This window comes from Burkholderia sp. KBS0801 (assembly GCF_005937855.2).
Lineage (GTDB): Bacteria > Pseudomonadota > Gammaproteobacteria > Burkholderiales > Burkholderiaceae > Burkholderia > Burkholderia ambifaria.
This window is the reverse complement of record NZ_CP042179.1, coordinates 220,393-235,719: the sequence shown is the minus strand read 5'-3', so window position 1 is coordinate 235,719 and position 15,327 is coordinate 220,393. Positions and strand designations below refer to the sequence as shown.

Sequence of the window (15,327 nt, the reverse complement as noted above, 5' to 3'; positions counted from 1 at the left end):
GATAGGGGGTAGGCAACTCTGGTAGTAAAACAGGCTCGTCGTTCCAGTAATCGTCCTTGAAAAAGGTCGGTGACGAGTAATCGAATCTGTAATTGCGAGAAATATCGAATCTCGCCTCCCCAAGATCAGGCGTAACGGCTATACCCCACACGTCCAGGCGCGGTCCTTCCCGTTTAGACTTATCGTGCGTGCTCCAGAAATCGGGGATCTGATTCCTGGAATAGCCCTCAGCAACGGCGATCGCATCTGGTATTGCGGCCCATATATCGGGCAAGATCTCGTCAGTCTTACCAACGCACTCCAAGCAATCCAGGCGATGGTGACATCTCACCCAGACCAACCTGCTCCCGATCTGATATTCGGACCGGAAGTGGCCTCTAATGTCGGAAAAGACGCCTAATGGCCGGTTGCCGCTCAACTTCTCCATGCAAATAATTCTCCGTGGATTCCAGGCACCGCATCTTGCGGATGGAGCCAAGTGCGATGATAGCAAGCCGACTAAGGACGCTCGAATGACCGTTTGGGAGAATGTTGACCGTCTGCTTCGGGTCTGGCGCTGCCTCCCACAACGGGCGGCATTTGGTCAGCGGGTCGTTCGACACGATTGCTAGATCATCGACAATCCCCGGAAGGCAAGCGGACAACCTTGATAGACGCACCTGAAAGCACTACGTTCAACGGGAGCCACCTATGCTGATTTGGGCGCCAACACGGAAATCCCTTGATGGTCGGGGCGAAAGCGAAGGCACGACCGTGAAGGTCGAGATCGAACAACTCGAAGACGGAGTCGTTCTACTGATGCGGTACGAATCCCTGGACGCACCATTTCCGACTTCGAATCATTTGTTTATGTCACTCGAAGAGGCATACGACGAATCTGATCGCGTCTATGGTATCGATCGCGAGGATTGGCTTCAACGGTGACTGCATCTGGACCATCGCACGCGGTCGTGGGACGCAGTACGGCCATGAACGGCCGGTCGACACCGTCGCGTAGATCGTCGACAATCAACGCACTCGCGAACCGAGATTCGCTCCGCATCCGTCTAGGCGCAACATGCGAAATGACCTAAACCGCGCAGCTTACTGGATTGCGTTCACCCTCGAACGCTGCCAGTTTCCGAATCGCGAGGCGCTCGCAGCGCAATTCGCGAATGCTGAAATCGGCGAGCTTTGTCAATGCGGGTGCAACAGTTTCGCGCTATCAATGGCTGCGCCCGATGGCGTGCCGAGAATATCTACGAGCGGACACGGTTACGGTCTGGTGTTTGAAGCTCACTTTCGGGACCTAAGCGAACCCGACGAGTCACGATCGCTTGAAATTCTATTGTTCGCCGATGATTCGGGTCATTTGAGCTACGTTGAGATCGACTACTGCGGAAACGGACTACCAATCCCCGAGCGCATGAACCTCGAGTCGGCTCCCTATCACCTTTTCCAAGGTGACACTCTGATCCGCGCATAGATCACGGGCGTGTCCATTCAACGTACGTTCGTCGCGGCATGCCGACACACCGATGATGTCCGCTCCGTAGAGCGTCGAGCGGCCGGTTCGGGTCGATCACGGCCCTTGATGAAGTGACGTCCGAGCAATCTCAGACCTGATCCGACGCTGACTGAGAGATCAGGTCTTGACTTGCACAGTTTTAAACGTCCGTTCGGCCGCCAAGTTGTTAGCGATCCTTGATTCAGTGCGCCTTTGCCCGCCGCCCTGATGTGCGACAAAGCCGCGCCACCCGCCTGCGGGCCTCCAATCGACTGTCCTTTCAATGGCTGGCGTCAGTCGCCCAACGGATCAGCGTTAGTGTTTACCGCGACCACCCGCAGACTTCCCAGCCGGCTTACGCGGTCCCGCAACCGCCTTGCCAGCGGGTTTGCCTTTGCCGCGCGGTTTTTGCACGCTGAACGGGCTACCGTTCAACACGCTTGCGCCCTTGCCCGCGGCCCCACCACCCTTGCGCTTGCCGTCACCGCCTTGCGGCCGCGGCTTTTTCCCGGCCACCGGCATGGCCGCCGCCCCACCGTGCGGCACTTTGGGCTTCTTCGGCTTTTTAGGCTTCTTGATGATCTGCCCGGTCGAGCTGGTTTCCGGCACGCGGTGTTCCGCTTCAAACCCCGGCTCTTCTTCGCGGCGCAGCGTCTGCCCGATCAACGCTTCGATCGCGGCCAGTTGCGGGGCTTCATCCGCACACACGAGAGATACGGCCACGCCGCTCGCGCCCGCGCGCCCGGTACGCCCGATCCGGTGCACGTAATCCTGCGCGACGATCGGCAGATCGACGTTGATCACGAGCGGCAAGTCATCGATATCCAGCCCGCGGGCCGCCACATCGGTGGCCACCAGCATCTGCACTTCGCCCGTCTTGAAGCGCTCGAGCGCACGCAGCCGCGCGGGTTGCGGTTTGTCGCCGTGGATCGTGTCGACCGCATAGCCCGCCTCGTCCAGCATGGCCGCCAGATACTCCACGCCATTGCGGGTCTTGACGAACACCAGCGCGTGATCCCAATTGTTCTCGGCCACCAGGTGCATGAAGAGGTCCGGCTTGTTCCGCTTGTCGACCGTCACCACCCACTGCTTGATCTTGCTCGCCGTGACATTGGGCGGGCTGACGCTGATATTGACCGGGCTGCGCAGAATGCTCGCCGCCATCGTGCGGATATCGTCGGTAAACGTCGCGGAGAACAGCAGGGTCTGGCGCTGAACGGGCAGCGCGGCAAAGACGGCATTGAGCTCACGCGCGAAGCCCAGATCGAGCATGCGGTCGGCCTCGTCCAGCACCAGCGTTTCGACCTGATCGAACTGCACCGCATTCTGGCGGTTGAGATCCAGCAGACGACCCGGCGTCGCAACGAGCACATCGACGCCTTTGCGCAACTTCATCATCTGCGGGTTGATGCTCACGCCGCCGTAGGCGGCCAGAAATCGCAAGTCGAGGCCCTTGCCGTACGCGACAAAGCTTTGCAGCACCTGCTCGGCCAACTCACGCGTCGGCACCAGCACCAGAACCCGCGCGCGGTTGCTGGACACCGCCGGGCCCTGCTGCACGAGCCGCTGCAACAGCGGCAGCGCGAAACCCGCGGTCTTGCCTGTGCCGGTCTGCGCGCCGGCCATCACGTCCTTGCCGCCGAGCACCGCGGGAATCGCCTTGACCTGCACCGGCGTAGGTGTCTGGTAATTGAGGTCCTGCAGATTACGCAGCAAGGGGTCGATCAGGCCGAGCGAGGCAAAAGACATGGACGTGTTCCGGGCTAAAACCGCAATTCTAGCGGTTGGCGCTGATCGCACCGTGCAGATCAGCGCGCCCACGCGCCTTCACCCGAACAGCTTCGTCGCCGCCGTGAGCGTATTGGCGACACGCCACGCGATCGGAATGCGCACATGGAGCCAAAACAGGGCGCGCACCACCTGGTTGGTCGGGACGAACGGAAGAGACCGATGACGCCGATCAAAATGATCGATTCAGTCATATTAGGGTTTTCATTGACTGATTCAGTCATCCAATCAGCTAGAATGCACACATCACGCAACGGTTTTGACTGAAACGAGCACATCGTTCCGTGGTCCGCGTTGCGCCGGCTGACGTTATGTGGCGGCACCGTAGTGTCCGCAAGCGCGCAGCCCGCTGATTTTCTGCCCAACCCATGGCGACGGCGCCTTCGCCGTCCCTTCCGCGATGGAGCCCTGCATGTCAATGTCGTTCAAGGGGATCGTTCCCGCGCTGATCACGCCAATGACGGCGGACGAGGACGTCGATGAAGACGGCCTGCGCGCGCTGGTCGAACGGCTCATCGAAGCGGGTGTGCATGGCCTCTTCGTGCTCGGCACCAATGGCGAATTCATCGCACTGAACGAAGAAGAGAAACTGCGCGTCGCGCGCATCGCGGTCAGCCAGGCCCGCTCGCGCGTGCCCGTGATCGCGGGCACCGGCGCCTATGCGACGCGTGACGTGATCGACCTGAACCGGAAGATGACCGAGGTCGGCGTGGATGCCGTTTCCGTGATCACGCCGTATTTCAACGGCGCGACGCAACCGGAGCTCTACGCTCACTACAAGAAGATCGCCGAGGCCACGCCGCTTCCGGTCATGCTCTATACGATCCCCGCGAAAGCGGGCATCACGCTGACGGTCGATACCGTGCGCAGGCTTTCGGAGATTCCGAACATTCGCGGCATCAAGGACAGCGGCGGTGACTTCGATCGCCTGCTGCAACTGATCAACCTGCGACGCGACGACTTCGCGGTCTTCACCGGCACCGATTCGATGATTCTCTGGACGCTGATCGCCGGCGGCGACGGTGCGGTCGCCGCGACGACCAATGCCGTCCCGCAGGTCGTCATGTCCATCTGGAACAAGTTCCAGGAGGGCGACATCGCCGGCGCACGCGCGGCCCAGGAATCGCTGCGTGCGCTGCGCGATGCGTTCGCGCTGGGCACGATGCCCGTCGTGCTGAAAACCGCCGCGCACATGCTCGGGATGCCCGCAGGCCCCGCGCGGTCCCCTGCCCAACCGCTCGACGCCAGCGCGCGCGAGCGGCTGGCGCAAGCGCTCTCCCTCTACCACGACGCCGCGCGCGGCCACTGAAACGGGTCATCAGCATGACTACCTATCACTTCCAGACCGTCAAGCACATCGTCCATGGCGCAGGTAGCCTCGACACGCTTGCCGACAAGCTGTCGCTGCTCGATACGCCGGTCGAGCGCATTGCACTGATCACGCAACCTGCGATGGAAGAACTGGGCATCGCCGATCGCGTGATCGCATCGCTCAACGCGAAGGACGTCGACGTGCGCATCATTCGCGGCGTCGAGCCGGAGCCGACCATCGGCAATGTCGAGACGGTGTACCAGGAGCAGATCGCGCCTTTTTCACCGCAGGCGATTCTGTCCATAGGCGGCGGCAGCGTGCTCGACGCGGCGAAGCTGTTCGCGGTTAGGTTGACTAACGACGAACCGCTGCGCAACTGGCTCGGCATCGACCTGATCAAGCACCCGGGCGTGCCGATGATCCTGGTGCCGACGACCGCCGGAACCGGCTCCGAAGTCACACCCAACGCGATCGTGACGCTGCCGGACGAAGCACTGAAGGTGGGGATCGTCAGCCGTCACCTGCTGCCGCAAATCGTGATTCTCGATGCGGAGCTGACACTCGGCTTGCCGAAGCCGATCACGGCCGCGACCGGCATGGACGCATTCGTGCATGCGCTCGAATCGTACATCTCGACGAAGGCGAACCCGATCAGCGACATGTACGCGATGGAGTCGATGCGCCTGATCGGCGCGAACATCGTCGAAGCGTATGAAAACGGCCGGTCGCTGAAAGCACGCGAAGCGATGATGCTCGGCTCGATGTACGGAGGCCTTGCACTCACCGCCGCCGGCACGGCAGCGGTGCATGCGCTCGCCTACCCGCTCGGCGGGATGTTCAACGTCACGCACGGCGTCGCGAACGCGATGCTCCTGCCGCACGTGATGGCCTTCAACCTCGATGCGATCGAAGGCCGGCTGTCGAACGTTGCGCGCGCACTCGATCTGGCATCGAAAACGGACGCGGACCCGGTCGCGGCGCGCAAGCTGATCGACAAGATGGAGGAATGGACGGCGGCCGTGGACATTCCTCAGGACCTGCGCAAGTTCGGCGTGTCCGAAGCACATCTCGACGCGTTGGCGGTCGCGGCATCGAAGGTCAAGCGCCTGCTCGGCAACAATCCGAAGGCGCTGACGCTCGACGACATGAAATCCATCTACAGCCGCCTGCTGCCATGAACGCGAACGCGGTCGCACAGCACGCGGCACGGCTGCTGATCGTCGCCGACGACCTGTCGGGCGCGGCCGATTGCGCGGTGGCCGGGCTGCATCACGGCTTGACGGCGATGGTCCTGCTCGACACCGAGCACGCGCCGGCGCCGACGAATGGCGTGGACATCCTGTCGGTCGACGTGGACTCGCGCCGCGCATCGAAGGACGAGGCCGCCCGACGCAACGTCGCTGCCGTCGAGTCGCTGTCGCATTCCGACACGCGCATCTACAAGAAGGTGGACTCGACGCTGCGAGGCAATGTCGCGACGGAGGTGGCCGCGCTGGCGTCGCATCTTGGCATGGCGATCGTGTGCCCGGCCTACCCGGCATCCGGCCGCACCACCCGCGACGGGCGGCAATGGGTGCGCGGCGTGCCGGTCGAAGCCAGCGAATACTGGCGCAACGAGAACATCCGGGGCAAGGCGGACCTGGTTGCGCTGCTCTGCGCCGAACACCTGCGCGTCGCCTACGCGGCAATCGGCACGGTGCGCGCCGAACCGGGCGCGCTCGCGGCGTGCCTGCGGGAAATGCAATCCGAGGGCGCGCAGGCCGTCGTGTGCGATGCGGAATCCGACGATGATCTGCACCGCATTGCGCGCGCATCCGCGACGCTCGACAACGTGTTCTGGGTCGGCTCGGCCGGCCTTGCCCCCGCGGTCATCGAAGCGCTGGAGCCGCGCCGCGGCATCGCCGAACCGGCGGCCGCCGGTGACGATCCGCAAGGACCGGTGCTCACGGTCGTCGGCAGCATGTCGAGCATCTCGCATGCACAGGTGGAGTACCTCAAGGCCAACGCCGGTGCCAGTCTCGTTGCGCTCGAGGTCGCCGTCTCCGCGCTGGATGATCCGCGCAGCGACGTCACGACGGCCGTATGCAACGCGCTACGCCACGGCCGGCACGTGGTGGTCTCGATGAGCCAGACGCAGCGCGGCGACGTGAACGACGGCCTGCTGTTCTGCAATCGTCTTGCGGCGTTGCTTGCGCCTGCCGCGCGCCACGCAGGCGCGATCATCGCGACCGGCGGTGAAACGGCGCGCGCGCTGCTTATCGCGGCCGGCGCGAGCGCATTGCGCGTCGTCGACGAAATCGAGGACGGTATGCCGCTGCTCGAATGCCGGCTGCAGGGAAAGACCCTCCCCGTCGTGACCAAGGCCGGCGGCTTCGGCCAGCCCGGGTCGATCCATCACGCGTGGCGCCGGCTTGCGAATGAAGGCAAGACGGCCAATACCGCTCAAACCAATTTGTGAAGGGAACTGACATGGACAACCGCCCCATCATCGGCATCACCATGGGCGACGCGGCCGGCGTCGGACCGGAAATCATCATGAAGAGCCTTGCCCATGCGTCCGTGTATGAGCAGTGCCGTCCCGTGGTCATCGGCGACGCCGCGCGCCTGCGGGACGCCGGCCGCAGGGCGGGCGTCGATCTCGACGTGCGTGCCGTCAGCCGGCCGGCCGACGGCGCGTTCCGCGTGGGCGTCGTCGATTGCATCGACATGGCGCTCATTCCGGCCGACCTGCCCTACGGCAAGCTGTCCGCCGTCGCCGGAGACGCCGCGTATCAATACATCGCGCGCACCGTCGAGCTGACGTCGAAAGGCGAGCTCGACGCGATCTGCACCGCGCCGCTCAACAAGGAAGCGCTGCATGCCGGCGGCCATATTTTCCCCGGACACACGGAAATGCTCGCGCATCTGACGGGCATCGACGAAGTGTCGATGATGCTGGTCGCGCCCAACCTTCGCGTGATCCACGTGACGACGCACATCGGCCTGCTCGACGCGATTCGCAAGATCGAGCCGGGCCTCGTGCAACGCACGATCGAGCGCGCACACGACACGCTGGTTCGCGCCGGCATCGCGAATCCCCGCATCGGCGTATGCGGGATCAATCCCCATGCCGGCGAGAACGGCCTGTTCGGCTACGGCGAAGAGGAAGAGAAGATCGTTCCGGCGGTCCAGATCCTCCAGGCGCGCGGATGGGACGTGGAAGGCCCGCTGCCGGCGGACACGCTGTTCTTCCGTGCGGGCCGCGGCGATTTCGACGTGGTCGTCGCGATGTATCACGACCAGGGGCACGGGCCCGTGAAGGTGATGGGCCTCGAAGCCGGCGTGAACGTGACGGTCGGCCTGCCGGTCATCCGCACGTCGGTGGACCACGGCACCGCGTTCGACATCGCCGGCAAGGGCATCGCCGACGAACGCAGCCTGCTGGAGGCTTTCCGCCAGGCCGTGGAACTTGCCACGCGACGCAACGAGCCGGCGCCAGTCGCCGCGTAAGCCGCATCGGCAACGACACGCAAAACCCGCATCACCAAGAGGCGCTACCGGCAGGCACATGCCGGATCGCCCGACATACCCGAACGCATATCAACCGAAGGTAACGTGGAGACAAGCGATGGCCACCTTCAGTTATTGGGACACAGCCACCATCATCGGCATGGTTGTCGTCTACATTGTGATTACGAGCGTCATCAGCATTCGCCTGCGCAGCCGTAATTCCGAACAGTTCATGGTGGCCGGGCGCTCGATGCCCGCGCTGGTGGTCGCCATCCTGCTGATGTCGGAATTCATCGGCGCGAAATCGACGGTCGGGACCTCGCAGGAAGCGTTCTCGGCCGGCATCGCCGCGTCGTGGTCGGTGCTGGCGGCGGCCATCGGCTTTCTGTTGTTCGGCCTGTTCATGGCCAAGCGCCTGTATGCGTCGGGCGAGTTCACGATCTCCGGCTTCATCGCGCAACGCTATGGCCATGGCGCGAAGCTCGCCGTGTCCGCGATCATGATCTACGCGCTGTTCGTGGTGAACGTCGGCAACTACGTGAGCGGCGCGGCGGCCATCTCGACGGTCATGCGGATCAACCTGCCCACGGCCGCCATCATCACCGCCATCGTCAGCACCGTCTACTTCGTGTGGGGCGGCCTCAAGAGCGTCGCGTACCTGACGGTCGTTCACAGCGCCGTGAAGCTGCTCGGCATCGCCATCCTGGTCGGTGTCGCGTGGAAGCTGTCAGGCGGCATCCAGCCGATGGCGCAGAACATGCCCGCGCACTATTTCACCTGGACGGGCGCGCTGTCGGGCGGCACGATCGGCGCATGGATCATCGGCACGGCCGGCGCGATCTTCTCGACGCAGTTCATCATCCAGGCCATCTCCGCCACCCGCAGTCCCGAAGGTGCGCGCGCGTCGTCGCTGATCGCCGCGCTTCTGTGCGTGCCGATCGGGCTCGCGCTCGGCTTCATCGGCGTGACGGCCAAGTACCTGTATCCGAACATCAAGAGCCTGTACGCGCTGCCGGTGTTCCTCCAGCACATGAACCCGATCCTGGCCGGCATCGTCACGACGTCGCTCGTCGCGTCCATCTTCGTGAGCGTCTGCACCGTCGCGCTGGCGATCGCTTCGCTGATCGTCAAGGACTTCTACGTGCCGCGTTTCAAGCCGACGCCCGACGTCGAACTGAGAATGACGCGCTGGATCTCGCTGGTCGTCGGCTTCCTCCCGCTGATCTTCGTGCTGTTCGTCCCGCAGATCCTCGCGCTGTCGTTCTTCAGCCGTGCGCTGCGTCTGTCCGTGTCGGTCGTTGCGCTGATCGGCATCTACCTGCCGTTCTTCAGCGGCAAGCGCGGCGCCGTGTCGGCCCTGATCATCGCGACGATCGCCACGACGGTCTGGTACCTGCTCGGCAACCCGTTCGGCATCGACAACATGTACGTCGCGCTGGTGACGCCCGCCATCGTGCTGGTCATCGGCAAGCTGTTGTTTCATGGCGAGGGCTCGAATCTTCGCGACAAGCCGCTCACGCATCGCGAATCGCACTAACCTCGTAACTCGACAAACATTTCATGAGCACGAACCTCGTTGAAGCGGCGAGCGCCGCGTCGGATCACTGCGTTCGCACCGCGTATGCCGACGCGGAACGGCAGGAAGCGTTTCTGCCCACCGCCGGCGTGCAGAACCATGCGGCCAACCTGCATTGCCTCGCAAACGGCGACCTGCTGTGCGTGTGGTTCGGAGGCACCCAGGAAGGCATTCCCGACGTCTCCATCTACCTGTCGCGTCTCGCGGCCGGGACGAACGCGTGGTCGTCACCGCAAAAGCTGTCGGACGACCCGACCCGCTCGGAACAGAACCCTGTGCTGTTCACCGCACCGGACGGCCGCCTGTGGCTGATCTACACCGCGCAACTGTCCGGCCATCAGAACACCGCGATCGTTCGCCGCCGCGTGTCGACGGACGGCGGCGTCACCTGGGGTCCCGTCGAGACCCTGTTCGATCGCCCCGGCACATTCGTTCGCCAGCCGATCATCGCGCTCGACAACGGCACGTGGCTCTGCCCGGTATTCCTGTGCCGCACAGCGCCCGGTGAGCGCTGGGTCGGTAACGACGACGTCAGCGCGGTCATGGTCTCCGACGACCAGGGCGCGTCGTGGTCGCTGCACGAGGTGCCGGACAGCGTCGGGTGCGTGCACATGAACGTTCACGTGCTGCACGATGGCTCGCTGCTTGCGCTTTACCGCAGCCGCTGGGCGGACTTCGTCTACGCGAGCCGCTCGACGGATGGCCGCACGTGGAGCGCGCCCGAGCCGACCGATGTGCCGAACAACAACTCGTCGATCCAGTTCACGGTGTTGCGGAACGGTCACCTCGCACTCGTGTTCAACGAGAGCGACGCGTCGCACGCCAACGCGCGTCGCGCGTCCCTGTATGACGACATCGAAGACTCGGAGGACAGCGGCGCGCTGCGCGACCAGAAAGCGTCCGCGCGCGGCACCGCGTTCTGGGGCGCTCCGCGCGCGCCGATGTCGCTGGCCATCTCCGAGGACGGCGGCAGGACATGGCGGCGCCGCCGCAACCTGGAAATCGGCGACGGGTACTGCATGACGAACAATTCCGCGGACCGGCGCAACCGGGAGTATTCCTATCCGTCCATCGTGCAGTCGCAAGACGGTGCATTGCACATCGCATTCACGTGGTTCCGGCAGAAGATCAAATACGTGCGCGTCGACGAAGCGTGGGTCCGCGGTCGATGACACCCGATGGCGCAACTGGCCGGTCACTGCGGCAATTCGATAAACTTGTCGGTCGGGATGCGCAGACTTGCGCGCCAATGCGATCAGACCAGGAAATCACGAACATGAAAGTGACCAGGCGCCGGGAGGCGATGCTGCAGGCCGTACTCGGGGGCATGACGGACGTTGCGACGTTGTGCGAGCACTTCGGGATGTCGGAAGCAACCGTTCGCCGGGATCTGCGTGCGCTCGCGAGCGACCGTCGCATTCTGCGCACCTACGGCGGTGCCGCCGCGGTGGGCGGCCATGAGCCGGAGCCCTCGCTCGAGGAGCGGCGCGTCAGTTCGCAGGAACAGAAGGAAGCGATCGCGCACACGGCAAGCGCGTTCGTCGAGGACGGCGACACCGTATTCCTCGACGGCGGCACCACGACCGCGGCGCTGGCGCGCCTGCTTGCCGGCCGGACAGCCGTTCACGTCGTCACCAACAATCTGCTGGTCGTCAGCCCGCTCGCCGCGTCGGGCGTGCGGGTGACGGTGATCGGCGGCGACGTCCGGTCGTCCAGCATGAGCACGCTCGGGCCGCTCGCACAGATCGCGCTGAGCCGCCTGAGCGTCGACAAGGCGTTCCTCGGCGCGGATGGCGTGGTCGCCGAACTCGGCTTGTGCGAGGCGAGCAGCGAACAGTCGTATCTGAAGGAATGCGTGATGCGGCAGGCAGCCGAGGTCTTCGTGCTCGTGACCGCGGACAAGCTCGGACGCGCGAGTCAGCAGCACTGGACGCCGCTCGAGCGTGACTGGACGCTCGTGACGGATGATGCGGCCCTGCCCGAGCAGCTCGAGCGGTTTCATTCGCAAGCGCGGATCACCGTTCACGCGGTCAGCACGAAGACTGCGGCGCCATCCGGCGGTTCATCGCAGGTTCAAACGTAGCAGGAGCGATCGTGGGTCAATGGGAGCAGTCGGGTTCGGGTTCGCGCCATGCGGTCGTGACGGGCGCGTCGTCGGGAATTGGACGAGCGATCGTCGACCGTCTGCTCGCCGACGGCTGGCGCGTCACGGGACTGTGCCGCTCGCGCATTGAAACGACCGATGGGTCCCTGACCATCGTGCCGGTCGACGTCACCGACTTCGCGGCACTCGGGCCCGTGTGCGATGCACTGGGTGCGGTGGACGCGCTGGTGCATGCGGCCGGCTTCATGCGTACCGCGCCGCTCGGTCAGCTTTCACACGAGGACGGCGCGGCAATGTGGCGCCTCCATGTTGAGTCCGCAACCTTTCTCGCCGATCGTCTGGTGCCCCGGATGCCCGCCGGCGGACGCATCGTGCTGCTGGGCAGCCGGACCGCCAACGGCGCGGCCACGCGCAGCCAGTATGCGGCGACCAAATCCGCGCTGGTCGGCCTGGCGCGGTCCTGGGCCGCGGAACTCGCACCGCAGGGCATCACCGTCAACGTCGTCGCGCCCGGCGCGACGGACACGCCGTTCCTGCGCGATCCGGCGCGGGCGGCAACGCCTCCGAAGCTGCCGCCGATCGGGCGATTCATCACGCCCGAGGAAGTCGCCGCGCTGACCGGCTTCCTGTTGAGCGCGGACGCGAGCGCGATCACGGGGCAGCAGATCGTCATGTGTGGTGGCGCGTCGCTTTAACGCGAGCGGATGGAGCTGGCGTCGCCGAACCCTAGTTCGACACGACGCGCGCGAACGGCTTGGGCCGCCTGCCCGACTCCTGACGATCGATCATCCAGCCCGGGTAACACGGAGGCAAAGCACTCACGGCGTCGAGACGCGCAAGCTCGTCGTCGGTCAGGACGACATCGACCGCGCCGAGATTGTCTTCGAGCTGTTCGACCCGTTTGGCACCAATGATGACGCTCGTGACATGCGGCTTGGCGAGTAACCACGCGAGCGCGATCCGGGCGACCGACACACCTCGCGCATCGGCGATGGCGCGCATCGCCGCGACGCACGGCCACGCCCGGTCAAGATCGACCGGCGGAAAATCGAAATGGCTGCGCCGCGAACCTTCTTCCGTTGGCGCCCCCGGACCAAACTTCCCCGACAGCAAACCGCCGGCGAGCGGCGACCAGACGAGCAGCCCCATCCGCTCCTCGATCGCGAGCGGCACCAGTTCGCGCTCCACGTCACGTCCGGCGATCGAATAGTAGGCCTGGAGTGTCTCGAAGCGCGTCGCGCGCAGCGCTTCGCTGAGCCCGAGCGCCTTGCCGATCTTTCCTGCGCGCCAGTTCGAGACGCCGACATAGCGCACCAGCCCCTGGCGCGTCAGATCGTCGAGCGCCCGCAGCGTCTCTTCGATCGGCGTGACGGAATCGTTCGCGTGGATCTGGTAAAGGTCGATATGGTCGACCTGCAGCCGTTCCAGGCTTCGCTGCACCGAATCCATGATGTGGCCGCGCGACGCGCCCTGATCGTTGGGCTTCGGGCCCATCACGCCGGCCGTTTTGGTCGCCAGCACGATCTCGCCGCGCGGGACGCCGAGGTCCCGGAGCGCTTGTCCGACGAGGCGTTCGGCGTGGCCAAAGGAGTAAATATCGGCGGTATCGATGAAGTTGATTCCGGCGGCCAGTGCGCGGGAGATCAATCGGGTCGCGTCGTCCTGACCGACAGCGCCGATCGCCGCCCACATCCCGGCATCGGCATTGCCGCCCAGCGTCATCGTGCCGAGACACAGCTCGGAGACATACAGGCCGGTGCGGCCCAATTGCTTGTATTGCATGAGCGTTTCCTTGTGGATCGGCTGGAAAGAATGCGGCGGTGTGCGGTCCGGCACGCACCGCACACCTGGATTTCAGCGGATTCGAGCGTGTGCTGCCCGAAATGGGCCGGCACTCGTTGCGACACGTGCGCCATACCGGCGTGCCGTCTCGAGATGCCCGGGCGACAAAGTGTGTTGCGTCATGCCGGGCTTCCTTTCATTCAGTTTGTCGCCGGGCGCCGACATGGGAAAGCACTCTACTGAGTCGCAGCCGGCTGATAAATGACGGCCGATTGAACGTTCTGTTACTTCCAGAGTGAACAATGCAAAGCCGCGACGTGCGCCTGATCTTTGCCAAGCGTCGATCCCACGACATATCGACGGCGGCGACTCAGGCCATTGCGGCCCGGCAGAAACCGGCCATGAAAAAACCCGCCGAAGCGGGTTTTCACACTGCGGGCCAGTGTTCTTATGGGTTTTGCTTCGTACTGCTTCACACGGGCGTTTTACCGACCTTGGGGTTGACCTGTGGCAGCGGGGGGAGATCAATGTCGCTGCGGGCCATACCAAGGCAGGCAATGTATCCGTCGATATGCTGAAAGCCAACCTGCGCCTGGAAATCCAGAATGGCTACATTGACGTCCGCCTTCAGCGGGTACTCCATCGCCGTCGCCACGGGCCCTGATGGTTCGGACGTTCCCCATTGGGTGTACTTCAGCGACGCTGTAGCAACGCTGAGCAGATCGACAGCAACCTTCACGTTATCAGGAGTGTCATGGTGAGGAACGTCGCTGTAGACGTGTTTCACCTTCTGGAGGGTGTCCGCATTCCATGCCATCGGCACGATATCCCGCGTCGTGAATATGCGTACCGCATTGCCTCGCATCTGCTCGTCGAAATAGCCGGCGAACGCATCGTTGCCTGCCGTCGGCGCGGCAAACGTCTGGCAGTGGTACGTCAGAGACTGCAAGCCGCTCTGATTCTTCAGGTACAACACGATCGCGGACGCCAACGCGCCTCCAAGGCTATGCCCGACAACGTTGACCACCGAGGACGGTGGCACGGTGCTCAGGAATTGGACGAGCGTCTGATGACTTTCATCGGGCGTCTTCAGGACGTGGTACAGCGCTCCGTTCGTACCCGCCGATATGCGTGCGTCCGACGGACAGTTCGGCACATACGCGCTGAATGGCTCGAGTGTGTCATAGGAAAAATCGCTCAGAACATCAAGCGGGGACGTGAAATTGGTGCCGCTCGTCACCACTGTATATTCGCCGCTACCGGCCAATTGCAAGACGACGGTGACATTGGCAGCTTCGCCATTCGGATCCAATACGATCGCCGGCCCCCACGCAATTTCGAATCGATCGTCCCGGGTCATCGTCGATCGGTTCAGGCGGTCCACGATGATCTTTTTGACCTGCGACGCAGTCGGATGCTTGAGTTCCCTCCCGGCTCCGTCGACTGCTGCGTTGTTAAGAACATAGGCCAACGTGAGATTGGCCTGCATTTGCTCGAGTCTGCTGGATGTCATGGTTCGCCTCGTCGTCGCGCTGCGGAAGGGAGTCATTGCGAACCAGCCGATCACCCCCTCTTGCGCCGATGCGGGTCGGACTGGGACTGGATTGCACGGAACGCAAGCGGGGCAGGCTCGCAATGAGCACGCAAATCATGGCGCACGCGGTACGGCGGAACAACCTGTCGAGGTTGGCAGGTACCGACGGTCTGTCACGGTCGGGCGTGACGGCTCGTGCTTCCCGCTGATGGGCGGCTTACATGGCGCTTTTTGAGGGTTATACGACCTTTGCGCC

General features: G+C 63.9%; 11 protein-coding genes. 8 read left to right on the top strand and 3 right to left on the bottom strand.

Going from position 1 to position 15,327, the window contains the following annotated elements:
- Positions 1-1,801: 1,801 nt before the first annotated feature.
- On the bottom strand, positions 1,802-3,235 hold the full coding sequence (locus tag FFI87_RS30520; RefSeq protein WP_186381774.1) for a DEAD/DEAH box helicase: 1,434 nt from the start codon (positions 3,233-3,235) through the stop codon (positions 1,802-1,804).
- A 451-nt stretch (positions 3,236-3,686) separates the two neighbouring features.
- Here FFI87_RS30520 and dapA point away from each other — a divergent pair, with 451 nt between their 5' ends.
- The 8 genes from dapA to FFI87_RS30475 all read left to right on the top strand — a co-directional run bounded on the left by dapA (position 3,687) and on the right by FFI87_RS30475 (position 12,450).
- Positions 3,687-4,583 carry a 4-hydroxy-tetrahydrodipicolinate synthase gene (dapA, locus tag FFI87_RS30510; RefSeq protein ID WP_138850299.1) on the top strand — a complete coding sequence of 299 codons (897 nt, stop codon included), beginning with the start codon at positions 3,687-3,689 and terminating at the stop codon, positions 4,581-4,583.
- 14 nt (positions 4,584-4,597) lie between these two features.
- A complete protein-coding gene (locus FFI87_RS30505) occupies positions 4,598-5,764 on the top strand; it encodes an iron-containing alcohol dehydrogenase (RefSeq protein ID WP_138850298.1) in 1,167 nt (388 codons plus the stop codon).
- Positions 5,761-7,044 (top strand): four-carbon acid sugar kinase family protein, encoded by a 1,284-nt coding sequence (locus FFI87_RS30500; RefSeq protein ID WP_138850297.1) that lies wholly within the window; start codon positions 5,761-5,763, stop codon positions 7,042-7,044. The genes FFI87_RS30505 and FFI87_RS30500 overlap by 4 nt, the downstream gene beginning before the upstream one ends.
- An 11-nt stretch (positions 7,045-7,055) precedes the next feature.
- On the top strand, positions 7,056-8,075 hold the full coding sequence (gene pdxA / locus FFI87_RS30495; RefSeq protein ID WP_138850296.1) for a 4-hydroxythreonine-4-phosphate dehydrogenase PdxA: 1,020 nt from the start codon (positions 7,056-7,058) through the stop codon (positions 8,073-8,075).
- A 118-nt stretch (positions 8,076-8,193) separates the two neighbouring features.
- On the top strand, positions 8,194-9,612 hold the full coding sequence (locus tag FFI87_RS30490; RefSeq protein WP_012372304.1) for a sodium:solute symporter family protein: 1,419 nt from the start codon (positions 8,194-8,196) through the stop codon (positions 9,610-9,612).
- A gap of 23 nt (positions 9,613-9,635) precedes the next feature.
- Positions 9,636-10,823 carry a sialidase family protein gene (locus FFI87_RS30485; RefSeq protein WP_138850295.1) on the top strand — a complete coding sequence of 396 codons (1,188 nt, stop codon included), beginning with the start codon at positions 9,636-9,638 and terminating at the stop codon, positions 10,821-10,823.
- 104 nt (positions 10,824-10,927) lie between these two features.
- Positions 10,928-11,734, top strand: coding sequence for a DeoR/GlpR family DNA-binding transcription regulator (locus tag FFI87_RS30480; RefSeq protein ID WP_012372302.1), 807 nt, complete (start codon positions 10,928-10,930; stop codon positions 11,732-11,734).
- Between the two features lie 11 nt (positions 11,735-11,745).
- The gene (locus tag FFI87_RS30475; protein ID WP_138850294.1) at positions 11,746-12,450 is read left to right on the top strand and encodes an SDR family NAD(P)-dependent oxidoreductase; all 705 of its coding nucleotides are present in this window, start codon (positions 11,746-11,748) and stop codon (positions 12,448-12,450) included.
- Between the two features lie 31 nt (positions 12,451-12,481).
- On the opposite strand, the gene FFI87_RS30470 is transcribed toward FFI87_RS30475, so the two are convergent.
- Both FFI87_RS30470 and FFI87_RS30460 read right to left on the bottom strand, forming a co-directional pair.
- Positions 12,482-13,537, bottom strand: coding sequence for an aldo/keto reductase (locus FFI87_RS30470; protein WP_138850293.1), 1,056 nt, complete (start codon positions 13,535-13,537; stop codon positions 12,482-12,484).
- 472 nt (positions 13,538-14,009) lie between these two features.
- The gene (locus FFI87_RS30460; RefSeq protein ID WP_138850292.1) at positions 14,010-15,050 is read right to left on the bottom strand and encodes a lipase family protein; all 1,041 of its coding nucleotides are present in this window, start codon (positions 15,048-15,050) and stop codon (positions 14,010-14,012) included.
- Between the last annotated feature and the right edge of the window lie 277 nt (positions 15,051-15,327).